Origin of the sequence: Paraburkholderia aromaticivorans, assembly GCF_002278075.1 — a bacterium.
GTDB lineage: Bacteria > Pseudomonadota > Gammaproteobacteria > Burkholderiales > Burkholderiaceae > Paraburkholderia > Paraburkholderia aromaticivorans.
On record NZ_CP022989.1, the window covers coordinates 171982 to 192213 of the forward strand.

The 20232-nt window shown below is 58.6% G+C and carries 16 protein-coding genes; 10 read left to right on the forward strand and 6 right to left on the reverse strand.

The window, feature by feature from the left end; all coding sequences use genetic code 11:
* Positions 1-44 precede the first annotated feature (44 nt).
* Positions 45-1223 carry a fumarylacetoacetate hydrolase family protein gene (locus CJU94_RS00760; protein WP_095417136.1) on the reverse strand — a complete coding sequence of 393 codons (1179 nt, stop codon included), beginning with the start codon at positions 1221-1223 and terminating at the stop codon, positions 45-47.
* A 131-nt stretch (positions 1224-1354) separates the two neighbouring features.
* Here CJU94_RS00760 and CJU94_RS00765 point away from each other — a divergent pair, with 131 nt between their 5' ends.
* The 4 genes from CJU94_RS00765 (at position 1355) to CJU94_RS00780 (ending at position 5869) form a co-directional block, all read left to right on the forward strand.
* The gene (locus CJU94_RS00765) at positions 1355-2110 is read left to right on the forward strand and encodes an IclR family transcriptional regulator (RefSeq protein WP_095417137.1); all 756 of its coding nucleotides are present in this window, start codon (positions 1355-1357) and stop codon (positions 2108-2110) included.
* A gap of 389 nt (positions 2111-2499) precedes the next feature.
* Positions 2500-3177, forward strand: coding sequence for a type 1 glutamine amidotransferase domain-containing protein (locus CJU94_RS00775; RefSeq protein WP_095417139.1), 678 nt, complete (start codon positions 2500-2502; stop codon positions 3175-3177).
* A gap of 789 nt (positions 3178-3966) precedes the next feature.
* The gene (locus tag CJU94_RS41305; protein ID WP_167397504.1) at positions 3967-4107 is read left to right on the forward strand and encodes a hypothetical protein; all 141 of its coding nucleotides are present in this window, start codon (positions 3967-3969) and stop codon (positions 4105-4107) included.
* Positions 4108-4222: 115 nt separating this feature from the next.
* The gene (locus CJU94_RS00780) at positions 4223-5869 is read left to right on the forward strand and encodes an NRAMP family divalent metal transporter (RefSeq protein ID WP_095417140.1); all 1647 of its coding nucleotides are present in this window, start codon (positions 4223-4225) and stop codon (positions 5867-5869) included.
* Positions 5870-5950: 81 nt separating this feature from the next.
* On the opposite strand, the gene CJU94_RS00785 is transcribed toward CJU94_RS00780, so the two are convergent.
* The 3 genes from CJU94_RS00785 to ppa all read right to left on the reverse strand — a co-directional run bounded on the left by CJU94_RS00785 (position 5951) and on the right by ppa (position 10177).
* Entirely contained in the window at positions 5951-7387 is a 1437-nt protein-coding gene (locus tag CJU94_RS00785; protein ID WP_095417141.1) for a cytochrome-c peroxidase, read from the reverse strand.
* Positions 7388-7503: 116 nt separating this feature from the next.
* Entirely contained in the window at positions 7504-9189 is a 1686-nt protein-coding gene (locus tag CJU94_RS00790) for a phospholipase C (RefSeq protein ID WP_095417142.1), read from the reverse strand.
* Positions 9190-9649: 460 nt separating this feature from the next.
* Positions 9650-10177, reverse strand: a complete 528-nt coding sequence (gene ppa, locus CJU94_RS00795) for an inorganic diphosphatase (RefSeq protein ID WP_095417143.1) — start codon at positions 10175-10177, stop codon at positions 9650-9652.
* Between the two features lie 253 nt (positions 10178-10430).
* Here ppa and CJU94_RS00800 point away from each other — a divergent pair, with 253 nt between their 5' ends.
* The 5 genes from CJU94_RS00800 to CJU94_RS00820 all read left to right on the forward strand — a co-directional run bounded on the left by CJU94_RS00800 (position 10431) and on the right by CJU94_RS00820 (position 16518).
* Entirely contained in the window at positions 10431-11870 is a 1440-nt protein-coding gene (locus CJU94_RS00800) for an aldehyde dehydrogenase family protein (RefSeq protein ID WP_095417144.1), read from the forward strand.
* 51 nt (positions 11871-11921) lie between these two features.
* A complete protein-coding gene (locus tag CJU94_RS00805) occupies positions 11922-12680 on the forward strand; it encodes an SDR family oxidoreductase (RefSeq protein WP_095417145.1) in 759 nt (252 codons plus the stop codon).
* Positions 12681-12835: 155 nt separating this feature from the next.
* Positions 12836-14155 (forward strand): MFS transporter, encoded by a 1320-nt coding sequence (locus CJU94_RS00810; RefSeq protein WP_091796259.1) that lies wholly within the window; start codon positions 12836-12838, stop codon positions 14153-14155.
* A gap of 215 nt (positions 14156-14370) precedes the next feature.
* Positions 14371-15786, forward strand: a complete 1416-nt coding sequence (locus tag CJU94_RS00815; protein WP_095418279.1) for a transposase — start codon at positions 14371-14373, stop codon at positions 15784-15786.
* 255 nt (positions 15787-16041) lie between these two features.
* Complete coding sequence (locus CJU94_RS00820) at positions 16042-16518, forward strand: GNAT family N-acetyltransferase (RefSeq protein WP_095417146.1); 477 nt, start codon at positions 16042-16044, stop codon at positions 16516-16518.
* Between the two features lie 188 nt (positions 16519-16706).
* Here CJU94_RS00820 and CJU94_RS00825 read toward each other — a convergent pair whose 3' ends face one another.
* Positions 16707-18359 (reverse strand): hypothetical protein, encoded by a 1653-nt coding sequence (locus tag CJU94_RS00825; protein WP_157763700.1) that lies wholly within the window; start codon positions 18357-18359, stop codon positions 16707-16709.
* 3 nt (positions 18360-18362) lie between these two features.
* Positions 18363-18932, reverse strand: a complete 570-nt coding sequence (locus CJU94_RS00830; protein ID WP_095417148.1) for a hypothetical protein — start codon at positions 18930-18932, stop codon at positions 18363-18365.
* 680 nt (positions 18933-19612) lie between these two features.
* On the opposite strand from CJU94_RS00830, the gene CJU94_RS00835 reads away from it, so the two are divergent.
* The gene (locus tag CJU94_RS00835; RefSeq protein WP_095417149.1) at positions 19613-20077 is read left to right on the forward strand and encodes a hypothetical protein; all 465 of its coding nucleotides are present in this window, start codon (positions 19613-19615) and stop codon (positions 20075-20077) included.
* The last annotated feature ends 155 nt before the right edge of the window (positions 20078-20232 follow it).

Here is a 20232-nt window from a genome sequence, read left to right on the forward strand (position 1 = left end):
CGCCGTTGCACACGCCCATGACGCGCACTTCAGCGCGCGGCCAATCAGGTATTGCCGCGCAGACCTCGCGCCTCCAGATTTCCGTATAAAGCGCGGACGCCGAATGTCCACGGAGCAATCTCGTCGGACCGCCTGACGGTGTTCACCAATGAGCCGAGCGAGGGCGACGAAATAGTCACTACGTCACCGAGGTGATGAGTAAACCCGGCGCCCTCGGCGTCCCGGTCCTTGATGGGAGAGAACATGGTGCCGAGAAAGAGCATGAAGCCATCAGGATACTGATGATGCGGACCATACGTCTGGTTCACGAGGTCGGCCGGGTCGCGGCTGATCTCGCTCATATGGCTGACACCTTCGAGGACGAAACCATCATCGGGCCCCTCGATCTTCAGCAACACGCTCTCCCTGCGGATGGAATCAAGCGTGAAACGGTCATCAAAAAGGCGAATAAACGGTCCGATGGAACATGAGCCGTTATTGTCCTTTGCCTTCCCGAGCAACAGCGCACTGCGGCCTTCTATATCCCGCAGATTGACATCGTTCCCCAGCGTTGCACCGACGATTCGACCGGCGCTGCTGACTGCCAGCACAATCTCCGGCTCCGGATTGTTCCAGACCGACGTCTTGTAGAGACCGATATTGGCGCCCAGACCGACAGCCGACATCGGCTGCGCCTTGGAGAATACCTCCGCGTCCGGGCCGATACCGACCTCCATGTACTGGGACCACGCACCCCGCCGCTCCATCTCGGCCTTCAATTTCTGCGCGCTTTCCGAACCCGGCTTGATCTTCGAAAGGTCCGCGCCAATCAGCGCGTTGATCGTCTCCCGGATTTCGTTCGCCTTGCTCGCATCGCCGCCGGCCTGCTCCTCGATGACGCGTTCAAGCAGACTGACCGCAAACGTCACACCGCACGCCTTGATTGCCTGGACGTCACACGGCGCGAGCAGCCTGAGCCCAGCCGCCTGCGGGTCGAGGCTTTTCGCTATCAGTTCGTCCACGCTTCCCAGCGTCTCGCCGGGCGCGTTACGGGCAATGTCGAGTGCGTCGCTCCGGTCAAAAAGGTCGGCCGTCGTGCGAACCGTGCTGGTGATGTCGAAGACTTCACCCTGTCGAATTGCAACCACCGCCGGGCCGTTGTGCGGCTGCGGCCGCCAGACTCGACCTACGAGCACCGCCCGTTCCACATCTGCCGGAAGGCAGGAGTATGAAGAAATAGCCATATATGTTCGTCGCCCGTCACGCAGAGGAATGCGCGCATCCTATGCCCACGATTCGAGGCCGTCTATTATGTTGTTAATCTGTCCAACAGGTTGGACAGCCTCCCGTCAACTCTCCACTGAATGCCATCGCGATGGAAAAGGTCTACGAGGTACCCGCTTTGCGCCGCGCCCAAGAAGTTCTCGACATCCTGGCTCGTGCGAGAGAACCCGTTCGCGTAGCGGCGTTGCGCGACGCAACCGGGCTGTCGCGCAGCACGCTCTATCTGATGCTGGATTCACTCCAGCGGCAGGCCTGGATCGAAAAGCGCGGCGACGGCTACCTGATCGGCGTGAAGCTTTTCGAGTTGGGAAATGCTTATGTGCGTCACGACGGATATCAGTCCGTATTCCGCGCACTGGCGGCAGCGTTCGTTGCAACACACGACGAAGTCGTGCAACTGGCAACGCTCGACGGAGCAGACGTCGTCTACATTGCCCGGGAGGATTCCCGACGTCCGGTCCGCCTCGTGTCGGACCTTGGCTCGCGACTTCCGGCACACTGTTCCGCGCTAGGGAAAGCGTTGCTCGCCACGCTTCCTCAATCAGACCTGATCGCACTTCTTCCTGAACGGCTCGCCGCACTGACGCCGCGGACCATTACACGACGCGCAGCGTTGCTCCGCGAACTCGAAAGCGTTCGCGAAACAGGTCAAGCGAGTGAATTCGAGGAATCGGCCGCCGGGCTAGCCTGTTTTGCCGCGTATGTCGGACAAACCGCTTATGGCAAAAGGCTTGCCGTCAGCACCAGCATCCCAACCGGCCGGGTCGACCCAAAGCGTGAGAAGCGAATCCGTCTGGCTATCTCACGGATGGCATTGCAAATCGGCGCCCGTCTTGGAAGTGCTTGACCGACTGCGGCAAGCGACCGGAAGAAGTCGAACGGCGGGACGATCGGACCCAGCCCTCTGCCGGTCGATCACGGTCGACAAGCGATAAGGTCAACTCTTCAGCGCCGCGGTTCGACGCGGTGCCGCGCAAGAGCCCCGCATCACGAGTTCGGCGTCGACTGTCAGTCTTCGTCTCGGCCCGCTCGGACTCAATCGACTGACGGACGGAAAATTGACGCTTGCCGAGTAAAGGCGGCGCTGAACCCCGGATTTCGCCGGATACCGCCTCGCGCGCATTCGCACGCGGCTTTCCGAGGCCTCGCAACCTTTGCCCAACGCTGTGGTCAGATACGAAGCATGTCCCGCTGGTATCCCGCTGGTAGTCAAGCAGCCCAACATTGGAGTTCGTGATGAAAATCCTGATGGTTTTGACGTCCCACGACCAACTTGGTAGCACAGGGAAAAAGACCGGATTCTGGCTCGAAGAATTTGCCTCACCTTTCTACGTATTCAAAGACGCGGGCGCAGACATTACGCTGGCTTCTGTCAAGGGCGGTCAACCCCCTCTCGACCCGAAGAGTGACGAACCCGACGCGCAAACCGAGTCGACGAAACGCTTCCGTGCCGACAAGGACGCGCAAGCGCTGCTCGCCCATACGCACCCGCTCCCGGAGGTCGATGAGGCGGAATACCACGCCGTCTTTTACCCCGGCGGCCATGGCCCGCTGTGGGACCTTGCCGAAGACTCGACATCGATATCGCTGATTGAAGCGTTTCGGACAGCGGGGAAACCGGTTGCGTTCGTCTGCCATGCACCTGGCGTGCTTCGGCACGTCAAGGGCGCCGACGGAAAGCCGTTCGTGAACGGGAAAAATGTCACCGGTTTTTCTAATTCGGAGGAAGCGGCAGTCGGGCTTGTCGACGTGGTTCCGTTTCTTGTCGAGTCGGAGATGCAAAAGCTGGGCGCGCACTACAGTAAAGGGCAGGATTGGGCGAGCCATGTGGTGGTCGACGGACAGTTGGTGACGGGGCAGAACCCCGGCTCATCGGAGGCGAGTGCAAAGGCGCTCTTGAAGATGCTTGCCTGAAATGCGGTGAAGCGGTCGGCACCCGAGCGCTTGCGGTGTCGACTCAGTGGCCTCCCAGGAGCACTCTGTAACGATGCGGGTCGCTATCTTCAGTTTAACTGCAACGTCGCGCGTCAACGGATAGGCGAAGCCCGTCATATTGCGGCATAGCCTCGACTGCTTGCAGCTTCGCGGGAGCATTTATCTGTCTTTCTCCCACCTTTCCTTTTTGTCATATTGAAAGAATGGATGGCGCCGTCAATCATATTCGCTCTGCTTATCGAATCATGTTGACTTTGGTTTAAGGGAGCGCCTAAAATTCGCGAATCTTCACAGACGGGGCTGACGCCTTGAACAGCTGTAGTAGTCGACCTTCGAATAGTTTTTCTGCCTGACCGGCAGGACGTCCGCGCTCTCCTTTCTCAGCCGCCGTCTTGCCATCAGGCAGACGGTGCGCGCCGCAGTACCCCACTCCGTGCACCTTGACTAGCGCCATCCGGGCGTAGCGATTACGCGCGTCCGCATGGCATCGCGTCGCGAGCGTGAGCTCGCGGCAGCATTCGTTCGCGCCTATTCGATTCGATAGCGCGAACGAATGCGTGATTAAGCACACGTGCCGCGAACACGCGTGCACTAACGCCGATAAGGAGCCGCCATGCCGGACAGTGACAGTCATCCCTTATGCCGCTCATCTTTACCTTTGCCTGAGGAAAGCGAGTAGACGTCAATCGATGCGCGCATAGTGCGCCCGACCTCCATGTCTGCCGGCTTTCCGCGAACCGCGTCAAGCCTGACGCATGGAGAAACATCATGATCTTCGGCCTCCTTCTGTCGCAACTGCCGCACGTCCAGCAATCACGCGCCCACTACGACGGCATGCTGGCACTGCACGCCCCGGCGCCTCACAAACTCACCGCGTTCTGGCGACGCCTCAAAACGCTCGTTTCGTAACCTCGCGCTCTCTTTCCGCCATACGCAAGCGACGTCGTCATTCGACGGTACACGCCCTTACGTATGCCGGAGAGTCCCGTGCCATTCAATAATCAGAATCAGGACAGGAAGCAAAATGGCCACTCCCGCCAACGTCTCAACGCCACGCAGCGCCGTGCTGGACTCTGCGCACGTCGGCGACATTAGAGGTGCATTGGGCACCATCGCCCATCACGACACCGCGCCCCGCACCGGTTGGTGGGCGCGCTTGCGTACGCTGCTCGCCATCATCGGTCCGGGCCTTATCGTGATGGTCGGCGACAACGATGCAGGCGCCTTCGGCACTTATACCCAGGCCGGACAGAACTACGGCACGACCTTGCTGTGGACGATGCTGCTGCTGGTGCCCGTCCTCTTCGTCAATCAGGAGATGGTGCTGCGGCTTGGCGCGGTGACGGGTGTCGGCCACGCACGCCTCATCTTCGAGCGCTTCGGCAAATTCTGGGGGGCGTTCAGCGTCGTCGACCTGTTCATTCTCAACGCGCTGACCATCGTCACCGAGTTCATCGGCATCACGTTCGTCCTCGATTTCTTTGGGATCTCGAAGTTTCTGGGTGTCTGCATTGCCGCGGCGCTGACCATGGCGGCCGTCAGTACGGGCAACTTCAGGCGCTTCGAACGATTCGCCGTGGTGCTGTGCCTGCTGAGCCTGTTGCTGGTGCCGGTGCTGGTGTCGATTCACCCGCCGGTCGGCCAGATGACGCACGATTTCCTCATCCCGAACTGGCCCGCGCATTCCAAGCTGAGCGACGTGATGCTGCTGGTCATCGGCATTGTCGGCACGACCGTCGCGCCATGGCAACTGTTCTTCCAGCAGAGCTACATTGTCGACAAGCGCATTACGCCGCGCTTCATGAAATACGAAAAGGCCGACCTGTGGATCGGTATTGTGTTCGTGCTGATTGGCGCGGTGGCGATGATTTCGTTTTGCGCGGCGCTATATGCCGGCAAGCCTGAGTTCGGCAACTTCACGGACGCAGGCGGCGTGATTGCGGGCCTTGAAAAGTACGCCGGTCGCACGCCGGCCACGCTCTTTGCCGTTGCACTGCTCGATGCCTGCATCATCGGCGCTGCTGCCGTGTCGCTTTCGACCGCGTACGCCATTGGCGACGTCTTCAGGATTCGCCACTCGTTGCATCGTCCGGTATCGGACGCCAAAGGTTTCTATCTCGTCTACTTCGGCATTGTTGCCGCCGCGGCAGCGCTCGTGCTGATTCCCGGCAGCCCGCTCGGCCTGCTGACTGAAGCCGTGCAGACGCTCGCCGGTGTGCTGCTGCCGAGCGCCACCGTGTTTCTGCTGCTGCTATGCAACGACCGCGCGGTCCTCGGTCCGTGGGTCAATTCGAAGAAGCTCAATTTATTCACGGGCGCTGTCGTGTGGGTGCTGGTGATGCTATCCATCATCCTGACCGCCTCCGTTATCTACCCGGACATCACGGGCGAGACGATTCTGGAAACGCTCGCCGGCGGGACCTTGCTTGCCGTGTTCGGTTATGCCGCAACGGTCGGCCTTCGCAGGCTGCGTCGCGAGACGGCGGGAGGCGCCGTACAGGCGTATCCGGAAGGCGCGCGCGATACGTGGCGCATGCCGCCGCTCGATGAACTGCCCCCGCCGAATCTCACGCTGAGCAAGCGTGTGTGGATGGGGGTGCTGCGCGGCTATTTGCTGCTCGCCGTGGGTCTGGTTGCCGTGAAGGTTGTGCAAATGATGCTGCTGAAATAGCCCGCGCGCACGCGGGCCCTCTGTCTGCAGCACGTTATTTGCGGGGCGTGCTCAGTGGAAGATCGTGCGTTGCCACGTCACCTACTGCGCGCCTTCCCGGTATCCGTCGTTCAACGTTTTCAGAAACGCGATGATGTCGTGAATATCGGCGTCAGTCATCGCGGGCTGATCGCCGAACTTCCGGTCGAACGGCGCGTCCTTGTCGTCGATGTTCGCGTGAAACTGCACTGGCAGATCATCGTACTTCTGAGGCTTTCCATCCGCGCCGCGCGGATAGAACTTTTGCGGAGCGGTATTGCGCTCGTTGTAGAACGCCATGACATCCTCAAGCGACGTATAGACGCCATTGTGGAAAAACACCTTGCGTGTCGACACGTTTCGCAGCGTCGGCGTGAGGAACATTCCGCAATACTGGGTCTGATCCTTCAGGTCCGTCCGGAAAGGCCCGCAGATACCCATGTCGAAGAAGTTACGGTCCCGGTTGGCCGCAAGACGAGTGTTACGCGGCACGCCGAGCGCTTCGTACTGGTAGTCCGTGAACATCGGCGGCAGGCCATCGGGGCTCGGCTTCGAAAGATGGCAGCCCGCGCAGTTCGCCTTGTTCGGATCGTTGAACAAACGCAGTCCACGCAGTTCCGCCTGACTGAGCCGAGCCTTGCCTTCCAGCCAGTAGTCGTACTTGCTGGTGTAGGGATGAAACGACTGCTCCTCGACCTGATATCGCGCTACCGCAAACATGGCTTCGGACATCGCAAGCGTGGTGTTGTCGAACACATGCGCCCCAAACAGCTGCGTGAAGTCATTCCTGTACGGCGTGCGTTCGAGCTTGGCCATCACATCCGCAATGCTTGCGTTCGCCATCTCGACCGGATTGAGCAGTGGGCCTGATGCCTGTGCCTGGAGCGTATCCGCGCGGCCGTCCCAGAACATGCCGCCCTGCGGCACCATTGCAGGCGCCGCCGGTGCCACGCCCGCGTTCTTCTGCGCCCGCGCGACGCCCGCGGCCTGACTTGCAATCTGCGCGAGATCGGGCGCGTTGTCCGCGTCTCCCGCATCGGGGCCGATGCTGAAATTCGGCTGCCGGTACAGGTACATGAGCGACTGCGGTGGCCGGTAGCCTTGCTGCGACAAAGCGGGACCGCCCAACTGCACGGCCAGGTTATTGGCCGGCCCGTAGGCATGCTCCGGGCTGTGACACGACGCACATGACTGGCGACCCGACGCGGAAAGCGTCGGGTCGAAGAATATCTTCTTTCCAAGCTGCGCCACCGAGCTCAATTGAGGCGGTGCGATGGGGCGCTGAAGCTCGACGGGGTTGGCGTTCGCCCCAGTGAGGTTTTCGACCATCGCACCCACGACCGCTGGCGCGCGCGCCGGGTACAGCAGCGCACAGATGCAAAGCCCGACGGCTATGGCAATCGCTGCGGCGACGATCCGCACAAGGACGCGCCGGGCGCTGATGCGGGATTTCCGCTGAATAGGATTCGTTTCGGCTGGGTGTGCTGAGGAGGCGGGCATATGCGCAACGACAAGGGAAGCTGAAAACGAAAAAATGTTGCCAACCCTGAAGGGCTGGCAACACTGGCGTCCGTTGCGGGTGGTATCGGCGCCGAGCGCCGATGCCCCGACGGAATTTAGATGGCAGGTACCGAAGAGACCACCGTGCCGAGATTCGGATCGACGAACACAGTCGGGTTGCTGCCGTTGCCGCTGAAGTTGAACAGACCCATGATGCTGCCGGCCGTCGCATCGAAGGAGCCGCCGCCGATGCGTTGGCTGCCCAGCCAGTTGTCTTCGATGAAGCGAACCACGGATGCCTGGCTAATCGGCGTGTGGTCGACATAGTTGACCTTTGCCCACGGCGAAATCACGAGGAACGGAATACGCGTGCCCGGACCACAGCGTCCATTGACCGGCGCACCGTTGACGCCGTTCGGAGCCGTTCCCGTACCGCACTTGCCCGCGCCGTTCAACTGATCCGCCTGAGCATCGAATGACGCGCTCGTGGGATTCGCATAAGCATGGTCGTACCAGCCGTCCGAGTCGTCCCACGCCACGATCACCGCCGTGCTCTTCCAGTCAGGCTGTTGCTGCAGGAAGTTGACTATCTTCGCCGTGAAGGCCTGTTCGTCGAGCGGGTCCGAGTAGCCGGCATGGCCGTCCTGGAAAGCCGGCGCCTTGATGAAGCTGACCGACGGATAGTTTCCGGCCTTCACCGCGGCGAAGAAATCGTCGGAGTCGTACTGGTGGTTTGCCGGGTCGACCGTCTTGCCGTCGGACTGGAGCGTGTAGCCGATGGCGGCTGTCGCGCTAGGACGCAAATGTTGCGGGTTTGCCGTCGACGCGTAGTACTGGAACCAGTTGTGGTGCGGGATGTAATCGGCCGTCGCCTGACCGACCACCGGGGCCACCGTACTGCGTTTGCAGCCGGTCGTACCGTTGCTGTTGGTCGTCGACAGGTTGAAGCCGCCCATGAAGCCGCCCCACGTAATGCCCTTGGCGTTAAGCAGGTCGCCGATGTTCTTGCCGGACATCAGAATCTGGTCGGTCGTGCTGGAGCACAGGTCGTTTGCCGGGTCGACGTCATTGATGAGGGTAATGCCCCCTTGGCCGTCGTTGACGTAGTACGAATGCGAAGCCGTGGTCAGATTGAATGGCTGCTGGCTGGTCTTGACCAGTTGCACACCGTTGGTCTGGCCGGCGATAACTTCCAGCGCGCCCGGCGTGGACGGCCCGAACGTGTCCGTGTAAGCGTTGTCGCTCATCGCAAAGTGCTGAGCGTAATTCCACATGGCAGTGACGGTGTTGCCGTCGTAGTAGCCCATCACCTGGCCGGTCGTGCCGAAGGCGCCCGCGCCACCGCTCGAACCCTTACCCGTGAACTTCGGGAACAGGTCCGCCGCGCCATTGTTATACGCTTGCTCTTCCGCCGTATAGGCATGGTTCTGGTCGGCCGTCGCGGCCTGTGTACGGTCCAGGCGGAACGGATTCGCAGCGCCCGCGCCGTTCAAGGTATTGATGAAGTTGGGATTGTTGGTGAGCAGCGTGCCGCTCAGCCCATTCACCGACGGCGTGCCTGCGGCAGCCGTGAACGCCGGTTCACCCGACGGATTCGTCGCATTCGGGTAGGTTGCGAAGTAGTGGTCGAAAGAGACGTTCTCGTTGTAAATCACCACGACGTGCTTGATGGGTGTCGCCGTCGTCAACTGATTCTGGGCGCTTACGGGCGTGAGGCCGTTTGAGCCGCTGCCACCGCATGCGTACAGTGAAACCGCCATTGCAATGCCTGATACACCAAACAGGAAAGCTCGAGAAAACATACGAGTTAACTCCGGATGTCGTTTTGCTATTTATTTTTCGTCCGCCGTTCATTGCGAAATGAGCGGGCGCGTGGATACCTTCAAAAACCACGCGTATTGGATCATCCAGTCGTTACCGGGAAATGGCGTTTTATTTACCCAACCCTTACGCCCAAACACACAACGAAAGAGTATTGAATGGTTCGGCGCATGCGTAGGCACAAAATTCAAGGAATTGAACAATCCACGCAATCTTGAACGAAGATCATGCACACAGCACACGCGGTTGGCCTCAGCGCCCGCCTCAGCGCCTTGCGAGACGCTCAAGAAATCTTCTTTATTTTTAATTCAGCGCCGCAATGGCCCAACAGCCCAACATCAACCGCACAAACGCAAAGAGGCAAGCCATTACGGCTTGCCTCTCTCGGTGAATCCGTTTTCCGCAAAGCAAAGTCAATCATTCACTTTGCGATTACGCCGCTTACTTCTTGTAGTTCGCCGCGCCGTCGGTGATTTCCTTGTGGGCGGCTTCAATGCCCGCCCAGCCGTCCACCTTCACCCACTTGCCCTTCTCCAGCGCCTTGTATTGCTCGAAGAAGTGCTTGATCTGATCTTTCAGGTACGACGGAACGTCGTCGATCGACTTCAGGTCGGCGGTCATCGGGCAGACCTTGTCGTGCGGGACGGCGACCAGCTTCGCGTCCACGCCGGATTCGTCGGTCATTTGCAGCATGCCGAGTGCGCGCGCACGCACCACCGAGCCAGCCAGCAGCGGGAACGGCGTGATGACCAGCACGTCGACCGGGTCGCCGTCGCCCGACAGCGTTTGCGGAATGTAGCCGTAGTTAGCCGGATAGCGCATGCCCGTGCTGATGAAACGATCGACGTGGAGCAGACCCGTTTCCTTGTCGGCTTCGTACTTCACCGGATCGCTTTGCGCCGGGATTTCGATGATGACGTTGAAATCTTGCGGAAGGTCTTTGCCTGCGGGGACGTTATTGAAGCTCATGAGCGCTCTCTGGTCGGGATGGAATTCGGAACACGGCGTGCGGCGCGCTTGCTCGGACGGGATGCAACGTGGAACTCGCCTCGAGCAGCCGCGCGGCGGCCGGACAGTGCTGAATACGCCATTATAGCCAATCACCCAATGGCATCCCTCGTTGGAACGGGGTGATAATCGTCTGGCGTCTCTCGATTGTGCCTCTCGTTTGTGAACACCACGTCACCGCCGCGCGGTGCTCGTGACACCTCAAGGAGCATGCATGGAAGAAGCCCGACATTTCATCGGCGGCGAATGGTCCGCCGCATCAGGCGGCGAGACGATCGCCGTGCTCGATCCCTCGGACGGCCAGCCCTTCACCCAACTCGCGCGCGGCACCGCGGCGGATATCGACGCCGCCGTGCATGCCGCGCGCCGTGCGTTCGAAGGCGTGTGGGGTCAAGCCAGCGCCGCCGAACGGGGCCGCATTCTTTACCGGCTGTCCATGCTGGTCGCGGCGCGTCAGGAAGAATTGGCGCTACTGGAAGCGCGCGACACCGGCAAGCCGCTCAAGCAGGCGCGCGCCGATTCGGCCGCCCTCGTCCGCTATTTCGAGTTTTACGCCGGCGCGGCGGACAAGCTGCATGGCGAAACGCTGCCTTACCAGACCGGCTATACGGTGCTGACCATTCGCGAGCCGCACGGCGTGACCGGCCATATCGTGCCGTGGAATTACCCCATGCAGATTTTTGGGCGCAGCGTGGGCGCGGCGCTCGCCGCCGGCAATGCCTGCGTCGTCAAACCGGCCGAAGATGCGTGCCTCTCTGTGCTGCGCGTCGCCGAACTCGCCGCCGAGGCCGGTTTGCCGGCCGGCGCGCTGAATATCGTCACCGGCTACGGCCATGAAGCGGGCGCGGCGCTCGCGCGTCATCCGGGCATCGATCACATCTCGTTCACCGGCTCGCCGGATACCGGCAAGCTCGTCACGCAAATGGCCGCCGAGAATCACGTGCCGGTCACGCTGGAACTCGGCGGCAAGTCGCCGCAAATCGTTTTCGCCGATGCCGACCTCGACGCCGCGCTGCCCGTGCTGGTGTCGGCGATCGTGCAAAACGCAGGTCAGACCTGCTCGGCGGGTAGCCGCGTGCTGATCGACCGGGCCATTTACGAGCCCTTGCTCGACCGGCTGAGCAGCGCGTTTCACGCGTTGCGCGTCGGCCCTTCGCAGGCCGACCTCGACTGCGGGCCGCTGATCAGCGCGAAACAGCAGCGGCGCGTGTGGGATTTCCTCAACGATGCGCAACACGACGGCATCGCCATGGCGGCGCACGGCGAGGTGGTTCCAGAAGCGCCAGAAAGCGGTTTCTATCAGGCACCGACGCTGCTGCGCGACGTGCCCGCGAGCCACCGCCTTGCGCGCGACGAAGTATTCGGACCGGTGCTGGCCGCTATGTCGTTCAGCGACGAAGATGAAGCTTTGAAGCTCGCCAACGGCACGCCATTCGGTCTGGTCGCCGGCATCTGGACGCGCGACGGCGCACGGCAGATGCGGCTCGCGCGCCGCCTGCGCTCCGGCCAGGTGTTCATCAACAACTATGGCGCGGGCGGCGGCGTGGAATTGCCGTTCGGCGGCGTCAAGCATTCGGGCCACGGACGCGAAAAAGGCTTCGAAGCGCTCTATGGGTTCACCGTGCTGAAGACCATTGCCATCCGGCACGGTTAGACGGCGCGGCACGCACAGGCATCACCATCCACAACGAACAACGGAGACACTATGCGGTTGACAGGTAAAACAGCCATCGTCACAGGTGGCGGATCGGGTTTCGGTGAAGGCATTGCGAAGACCTACGCGCGCGAAGGCGCGAACGTGGTGGTCAACGATCTGAACGGCCCGGCCGCCGAGCGCGTGGCGAGCGAAATCGCGCTGGCCGGCGGCAAGGCGATCGCGGTGGCGGGCAACGTCGCCCAGCGTGAGGACTGGCAGACGCTGCGCGAGGCCGCGCTCGAAGACTTCGGCAGCGTGCAGATCGTCGTCAACAACGCCGGCACCACGCATCGCAACAAGCCGGTGATGGAAGTCACGGAAGCCGAATTCGACCGCGTCTACGCAGTGAATGTGAAAAGCATCTACTGGAGCGTGCAGGAATTCGTGCCGTATTTCCGCGAGCAAGGCGGCGGCTGCTTCATCAATATTGCGTCCACAGCGGGTGTGCGGCCGCGCCCCGGGCTCGTCTGGTACAACGGCAGCAAAGGCGCGGTGATTATCGCGAGCAAGTCGCTGGCGGTCGAGCTGGGTCCGGACCGGATTCGGGTGAACTGCGTGAATCCGGTGATCGGCGAGACGGCGCTGCTGTCCGAATTCATGGGCGTGGAAGATACGCCGGAAAATCGCCAGCGCTTTCTCGCCGGCATTCCGCTCGGGCGTTTCTCCACGCCGCAGGATATTGCCAATGCCGCGCTTTATCTGGCTTCGGACGAGGCGGAGTTCATCACCGGCGTGTGCCTGGAAGTGGACGGCGGGCGCTGCGTGTAGCGCCGCGCCGCATCCGGTCCGCGAGGGTTTCGTGTGCTGCGGCCCTCGCTGCAGTCAGTGTTTTCCCCGGGTATCGATTCGTCATGCAGACGACGCAGCGCGGATAGAATCGATCGACGGCGGTACTTCAATTCCACAAGAAAAGAGGAGACACCATGGCTAGTCCCGCAAATCCGCTCCACCATCCCGGCGCGGGTGCGCCGCCTTCCACTTTCGAAGAGGCCACCTACCGCAAGGTCACCTGGCGCCTCGCGCCGCTTCTGATGCTCTGTTACGTGGTCGCGTATCTGGATCGCGTCAACGTTGGTTTCGCCAAGCTGCAAATGACCAGCGACCTTGGGCTGAGCGATGCGGTGTATGGGTTCGGCGCGGGGATTTTCTTTGTCGGCTATTTCATCTTCGAGATTCCGAGCAATGTGATTTTGCATAAGGTCGGCGCACGGGTGTGGATTGCGCGGATCATGGTGTCGTGGGGCGTGATCTCCATGCTGACCATGTTCGTGACTACACCGACGATGTTTTATGTGATGCGCTTTCTGCTTGGTCTGGCTGAAGCGGGGTTCTTTCCTGGGATCATTCTTTATCTGACGTACTGGTATCCGTCGCATCGGCGTGGTCGCATGACTACTTGGTTCATGACGGCGATTGCGTTGTCGGGTGTGATCGGCGGACCGGTGTCGGGTTATATCCTGAAGACCTTTAACGGCTTGAACGGCTGGCATGGCTGGCAGTGGCTGTTTCTGCTCGAAGGGATTCCTTCGGTGATCGTCGGGATCATGGTGTTCGCCATGCTGGACGATCGGATCTCGAAGGCGAAGTGGCTGACCAAGGAAGAGCAAGAGATGCTCGAGCGGCACGTGTCCGCGGAGGAAGCGACCAAGCATGACATGCCGATTCGGCAGGTGCTCACGAGTGGGCGGGTGTTGATGCTCAGTCTGACGTACTTCTCGTTTGTGATGGGGTTGTATGGGGTGAGCTTCTGGTTGCCGACGATTATTAAGGCGACTGGGGTGACGGATGCTTTCATGATCGGGTTGCTGTCGGCGATTCCGTTCGCGGGGGCTGTGGTGGCGATGGTGTTTGTGTCGCGTAGTGCAGACCGGAAGCGGGAGCGGCGGTGGCATATTGCGCTGCCGGCGTTTGCGGGGGCGATTGGGTTGGTGCTTTCTGTCGTGTGGACGCATAACACTGTGCTGGCGATGGCTTCGCTGACGCTTGCGACGATGGGGATTCTTACTACCCTGCCGCTGTTTTGGAGTTTGCCTACGGCGATTTTGGCGGGGACTGGCGCGGCGGCCGGGATCGCGATGATTAATTCGATTGGGAATCTGGCGGGGTTTTTGAGTCCGTATGCGGTGGGGTGGTTGAAGCAGGCTACGGCGGCTAATGATTCGGGGATGTATATGCTGGCGGCGTTTATGGTGCTGGGTGGGTTGCTGGCGGTTAGTGTGCCGGCGAAGATGGTTAATAAGTGAGAGGTTGAAGTGCGGGCCTTGGCGGTGATTTACTGCTGAGGCTTTTCGCGAGGTGTCGAAGGAGCGACCGCTTTGCGGCTCAGAACGGCTCGACAAATGCTGGTCGACTGCTGCTAAGGCGTGAGACTGTAGTCGGCCGATTCTGTTGAAAAAGTCGGCGGCGATGCGGAATGTTGGGTATCCTGGAAGACATCAAACGACGGGAGCGAATCGTCATGATGGGTCGACTGGATAGCGGACAGGACAAGCTCTTCTACTCGTTCAACCTCGATAACCACGTCCCGCAATCGCACCTGTTGAGAGGCATCGATCGCTTCCTTGATCTGCGAGATCTGCGCCGACACCTCGCGCCGTTCTACAGCCCGATGGGTCGGCCATCGATTGACCCGGAGCTCATGATTCGCATGTTGATCGTGGGTTACTGCTTTGGCATCCGGTCCGAGCGACGTCTATGCGAAGAGGTGCATCTGAACCTCGCATACCGGTGGTTCTGCCGCCTGGGTCTGGAAGACGCCGTACCGGAACACTCGACGTTCTCAAAGAACCGTCACGGTCGCTTTCGCGATAGCGACCTGTTGCGCCACGTATTCGAATCTGTGCTGAGTCGTTGCATGGCCGAGGGCCTCGTCAAGGGCGAGGGATTCGCCATTGACGCAAGCATCATCAAGGCGGACGCGAGTCCTGCTCGCGGAGTGCCGGGAACCGAGCCTATCGACTGGGGACGTGCCGACGGCCAGAGCCGCGCTGTGCGGGAATATCTTGAGGCACTGGAGCAAGCCAATCCGGTGGCCGCAGATACGTCCGAGCCAGCATCGTCTTCGGCACCTCCAAAGAAGATATCCCTGACTGATCCTGCTGCACGATGGACGGCCGCTCCGGGCGGTCCTGCGTTCTTTGCCTACTCGACGAATTACCTGATCGATCTGCAGGCAGGGATCATTGTGGATGTTGAAGCGACGCCGGCGAACCGGTCACAAGAGGTCGAATCAACCAGGACAATGATCGATCGTGTTCAACACCAACGGGACCTGAAGCCTCGCCGACTGGTAGGTGACACCGCATACGGCACAGCAGCACTGCTTGGCTGGATGGTTGAAGAGAAACAAATTGAGCCGCACGTTTCAGTCTGGGATAAAACAGAGCGCAAGGACAATACATTCTCTCGTAGCGAATTCATCTGGGATGAAGAGGCCAACGAGTATCGATGTCCTGCAGGGAACGCGCTGCGCTGCGACTGGCGTCCACTGAAGAATCCACGCACGCACATCACGAAAGCCGACACTATCGTGTATCGATCGAGCGAAAAGAACTGCAACCGATGTTCGATTAAGAATCAATGCTGCCCGAATATGTCGTTTCGCAAAATCACGCGCAGCATCCATGAAGCCGCCCGCGATGAGGCTCGACGCATCGCGGCAACCCCCGAATACAAACAGTCGCGCCGGCAGCGAAAGAAGGTGGAAATGCTCTTCGCTCACCTCAAGCGCATTCTCAAACTTGATCGCTTGCGACTGCGTGGTCCAAGCGGTGCCCATGATGAGTTTCTGATGGCAGCAACTGCGCAAAATCTGCGAAGAATGGCCAAGTGGCTCACGCCTGAAGGTAAGCAGGCAAACCAGGCAGCTACATGACGAGAAACGGGGGGCGTCGCACGTTGCAAGACCGCCGCCTCGCTGAACTCCCCAACTCGAAACTTACTGCCGAAGCCCGGGACCCAAACCAAAACACGACTTTTTCAACAGAATCGGCCAATTTGGGACATTCGACACCATCGCACAGACCGTTGACAATTGCACTGCGGCGAGGATATTCGCGCGATTGCGTTATGGCCAGGGCCTTGGCCTGCCAATCGCGCGTTTGCATACTCCTGTTGCGGAGAAAGCGTAATGCATGTGCGTAAATTTCGCATCGGCGACGAGGCGGCTCTTTTCAAGGTTTATTTCTCTGCTATCCATCAGGTTGCGAGTCGAGACTATTCCCAGGAGCAAATCGAGGCATGGGCACCTGTCGATCTGGATTTCGGGATTTGGGAGGGGCGAATGCGAGGCATCGATCCGTTTGTTGTAGAGGCCGATGGACTGCTCGTCGGGTATGCCGACCTGCAGGAGAACGGCTACATCGACCATTTTTTTGTCTCGGGTGATTATCCACGGCAGGGCACGGGCCGTCTTCTCATGGAAACCATTCACGAAAGCGCCCGAAGTCGAGGCATAGAAACGCTCACCTCAGATGTGAGTCGTACTGCGCAGCCATTTTTTGAACACTTCGGATTCGAAGTGATTGAGCAGCGATCGCCGAGGATCAGGGGAGTGGTGGTACCGAACGCCTTGATGCGAAAGCCCCTTTCTGCGCGCGGAGAGTAGCCGACGGAAGATAGCGTCGACGAACCGGGTCACCATTGCGAGGAATTGCTCGCCATACGGTGGCAATTCGGTGTCGCTGAACGGCTGTTGTCGGGAATCGAAAACGTCCCTTCAGGGTCGGCTACGGTCCTCCACGTCGGTCGGTAGCCGGCCCACTTCATACATTCGATTGCGTCGCGCGAACGGCGCTACCGGGCGAACCACGTTACAGCCCCGGTCGCCAGGTCCAGACTAACCCCCGGAAACCGTGGAAATGAAGCTGTACCTACTAGGGTATTTCGCCCCGTGCTTGTATCGTAGACGAAATCGTATGCTGTACCGGAACTCGTATAGTTAATGTATTCGGTATTCTGGCCTTGCTTGTTGAATTTCCACAGACTTCCGCCTGTACCCTTGTCGTTCGATGTAAGCATCTGAGTCTGCCTGTAATAACCTTCAGGATAGTTATACAGAATCTGGGTGTAGCCTCCAGTCGGCAAAATGACAAGCTGTTCTTCCAAAAAACCGCTTCCGTCGTAGCTGGAATGATAAAGACGTCCGTCTACGCTTTGGCTGGCAACGGTGCTTTTTACACTATCGTCAAACCAGAATATGTTTTTCCCTGGATTGAATGTAAATCCCGGCGAAATAGGCGCACTTGAATGCGCAATACCATCATCGTCAATCGTCCACTTTTCTCTCGATTCTTCGATAACAATCGTGCTACCGGCGAGCGAAGTGGGATCGTCGGTTTCAAATATCACTGACGTTGATTTTTGAATATAGACATGATTCACTAGACCCTTAACATCCACGCGATTTCCACTTGCGACAAATATAAAATTATTGTCACATTCCACCGTGACCGTGTTGCCGGTCCCATTGACATATATAAAATGGATTGGGGCCGCGCCACCCGCCGTGGAGTCTGCCCTAACAGTGTAGTTTTGTCCCGCACCTGAAATCCAGATTTCAGAGGCGGCGCCAATCTGATCATTAGTGAACACATTGGAGAAGCTGCCGTCTACGAATACATTAAGCCCCGATATGGTCGATTCAGCCAAGTTCCACACGGCCTGATTTTCAGGCATGCCATTCAACTGTAGCAGTGTATCTTCAACCCGTGCACCGTATATATATTCAACGCCGTTAGCAAAAGTAATGCGCTCTCCACCTTTAGGGACAGTGTTTGCGCCCGTCGGCATCATCACTTGCCAGTCATATATCCATCCAGCACTGTCGATTTGAGGCACCGGAATGCAGCCGGAAAAGCATTGTTCGAGTGTGGTTGAAAAAGTGTCAGTGAATGACGCCTGTTCGGAAGGCGAAAGTTGGTCGTAATAGGAAAGAATCGGAGCTTTCAGGAAATCGAACACGTCGCTGAGCTTCGCCGTAGCCGGAATTTCCCATGCTGCAACTGTCAGAACTGCGCTGAGTATGCCCAGGCCGACTGCTGAGACTGGAGTGGCAGAGAATGCGCGAACGCTTAGCGCAGCAGCAACTACCCCCGTCAACTGACTTATCTGTACTTCTCCAACGCCTTTCTTGTACGCGGTATCCGCCACAGCGGCGATTGAAGCCACTAGGCCAATCTTCGCGGAGTTCGACGCAAATTTGCCCATCAACGCGCCGGCGGCCAGAGAATCCTGTGCGAACTGTTGAAGCATTTGAGTGCTCCCAGTTGCTATCCCAGTCACACTCGCGGTGGCACTTACCGCTGCACTGAATTTGACCAGTGGGTCCGCCTGATTCTGATCCAATGCGCCCGAAACGCTATTTGCGGCGTCGCCGGAACTTACTGTTCCGTTGATCAGAAAATTAACAAATGAAGATACTGCCCGAGACGTTGTAACTGAAGTCATGTTTTAAAACCTCCTCATATCAAAACGCAACGCACTGCGTATAGATATAATCCACAACACGACAGCGACCATGTATAAGCGTGACAGTGGAAAATCCATGCTGCGCATACTTTTCAACTTTGAATATGAATCAACCTCCGATAGCAATTCCTCGCCCGATAAAGTTGAGACTTTTGTGATCCAGTATTTACCTTTGCCGTTGACAAGATAGAAACCTTGCACCTCTAATTTCACGTTGTCACCATGCGTTTTCACGAACCCCCGGATTCCGGAATACTCTTTTATATATTCGACCGGAAGTAGTTCGCCGGTACTGGACCGAAATACGCAGAAATTTCTTTCTGACGATCTCGCGGGACATTTCTTTGTAGCGAATATTCCAATTTCTTTTACGATCGGCGCAACCGGAGGCAAATTTCCCTGATAAGGCCTCGTCGCGATATATGAAAGCAAGGGGGAAAATAGCGTAAATACGATTGCCATTTCCAGAATCAACCTATCGTCTTTTTGTCGCCCAGACAGAGTCGCATCCGCCCGGTATAAAAGCCCAGATATCGCATTGAAGATATTCATTGAATTTTCGATTAACTCTTCCGGATTTCAGGGTCCATCCAACAGAGTCTATGATTAAATTTCAAATGGCGAACAAGGAAATACCTTGAAACTGACGAAGCAAATCTGTTTGTTGGCAAAGAAATTTCTGAATTCAAAGCGCATGAAAACGTTTCACGCTTGAGGCGTTAATACCACAATCCGCTCCGTTTCCCGGTCTTCACATTGAACAGATCACATCCGTCGGACTGGTGCGGTCTGCGGTTTCAATCGCGCGAGATATCGTCGAACGCTCTCGTCAATCTGCTGCTGACGCTTGTCGGTCTTGCCGGGCGTGTAGTTCCTGTCACGGCTGGACAAACTACTCTTCAGTCTCAATTGCTCTTATCCCTTCCGCCAACCCCAACATTTCCCCCCAAGACTAAATCCGAGACAGCCCCACTCCCTTATAATCACCAAGTCGTCGGGAAACACCCAGCGACCAGGTTTAGCAGCCTGACGTTCCAACCGCACACCCGCCCAGGCGGGGCGTGCGTCTACTGCTGCACGTCTATATTTCTATGGGCGGGCCGTGGTGGGGGAGCCGCAAGGCTCGCCGGAATGTTGGAACGCCGGTCTGCTAACCCTACTTCGTGCCCGCTCACCCTCCCCCCAAAGATGCGTGTCCGGGCGATCCAACCCACCAACAAGGAGATCGCACCATGACCAGGCCCGTCAAAAATCAACCGGCTTCGCGTCCGCCCGCCGACGCACTCCAGTACGAAAAGCTTGCCCTTTCCGCGTTCGATTTATGCGACCGGCAGTTGGGTCAACTGGACACGTTGATCACACTGGCGTCATCGATAGTTAGAAATCCTGCGATTACCCACGACGAAAGAAAGCGTCGTCAGACGTTGCTCGAATTGCTGGTGGACACGGCCGAGCAGTATCAGCAGGATCTCGAATACGACCGCGAGTTGTTCCAGGTGATTGCACTCGACGCGAAGGGCGTCGCGCGCAGCCGCCTCACGGCGCAGCATGCGACGAACTTGCTGACTAAAGCGTCGCAGCGAGCAAAAGCGTCGATCGAAGCAACAAAAGCGTCGCCCCGCAAAAAGCCATCCACGCAAAGCACGATCGAATCGCCGTCCGCTACCGTGCAACAGCCGTCCACCGCGCCGCACTAAGACCGCACCAAGCGATCAAATCGAGCCTCGCACAACAGGCAACCGCCCGCACAAAAACAAATGGCCGCAGCATCCGCTGCGGCCATCAACCCATCAACTCATGAACTAAAACCAGCCGTTTCAAGTTCCCAAGACAGCGCACCAAGAACCCACAC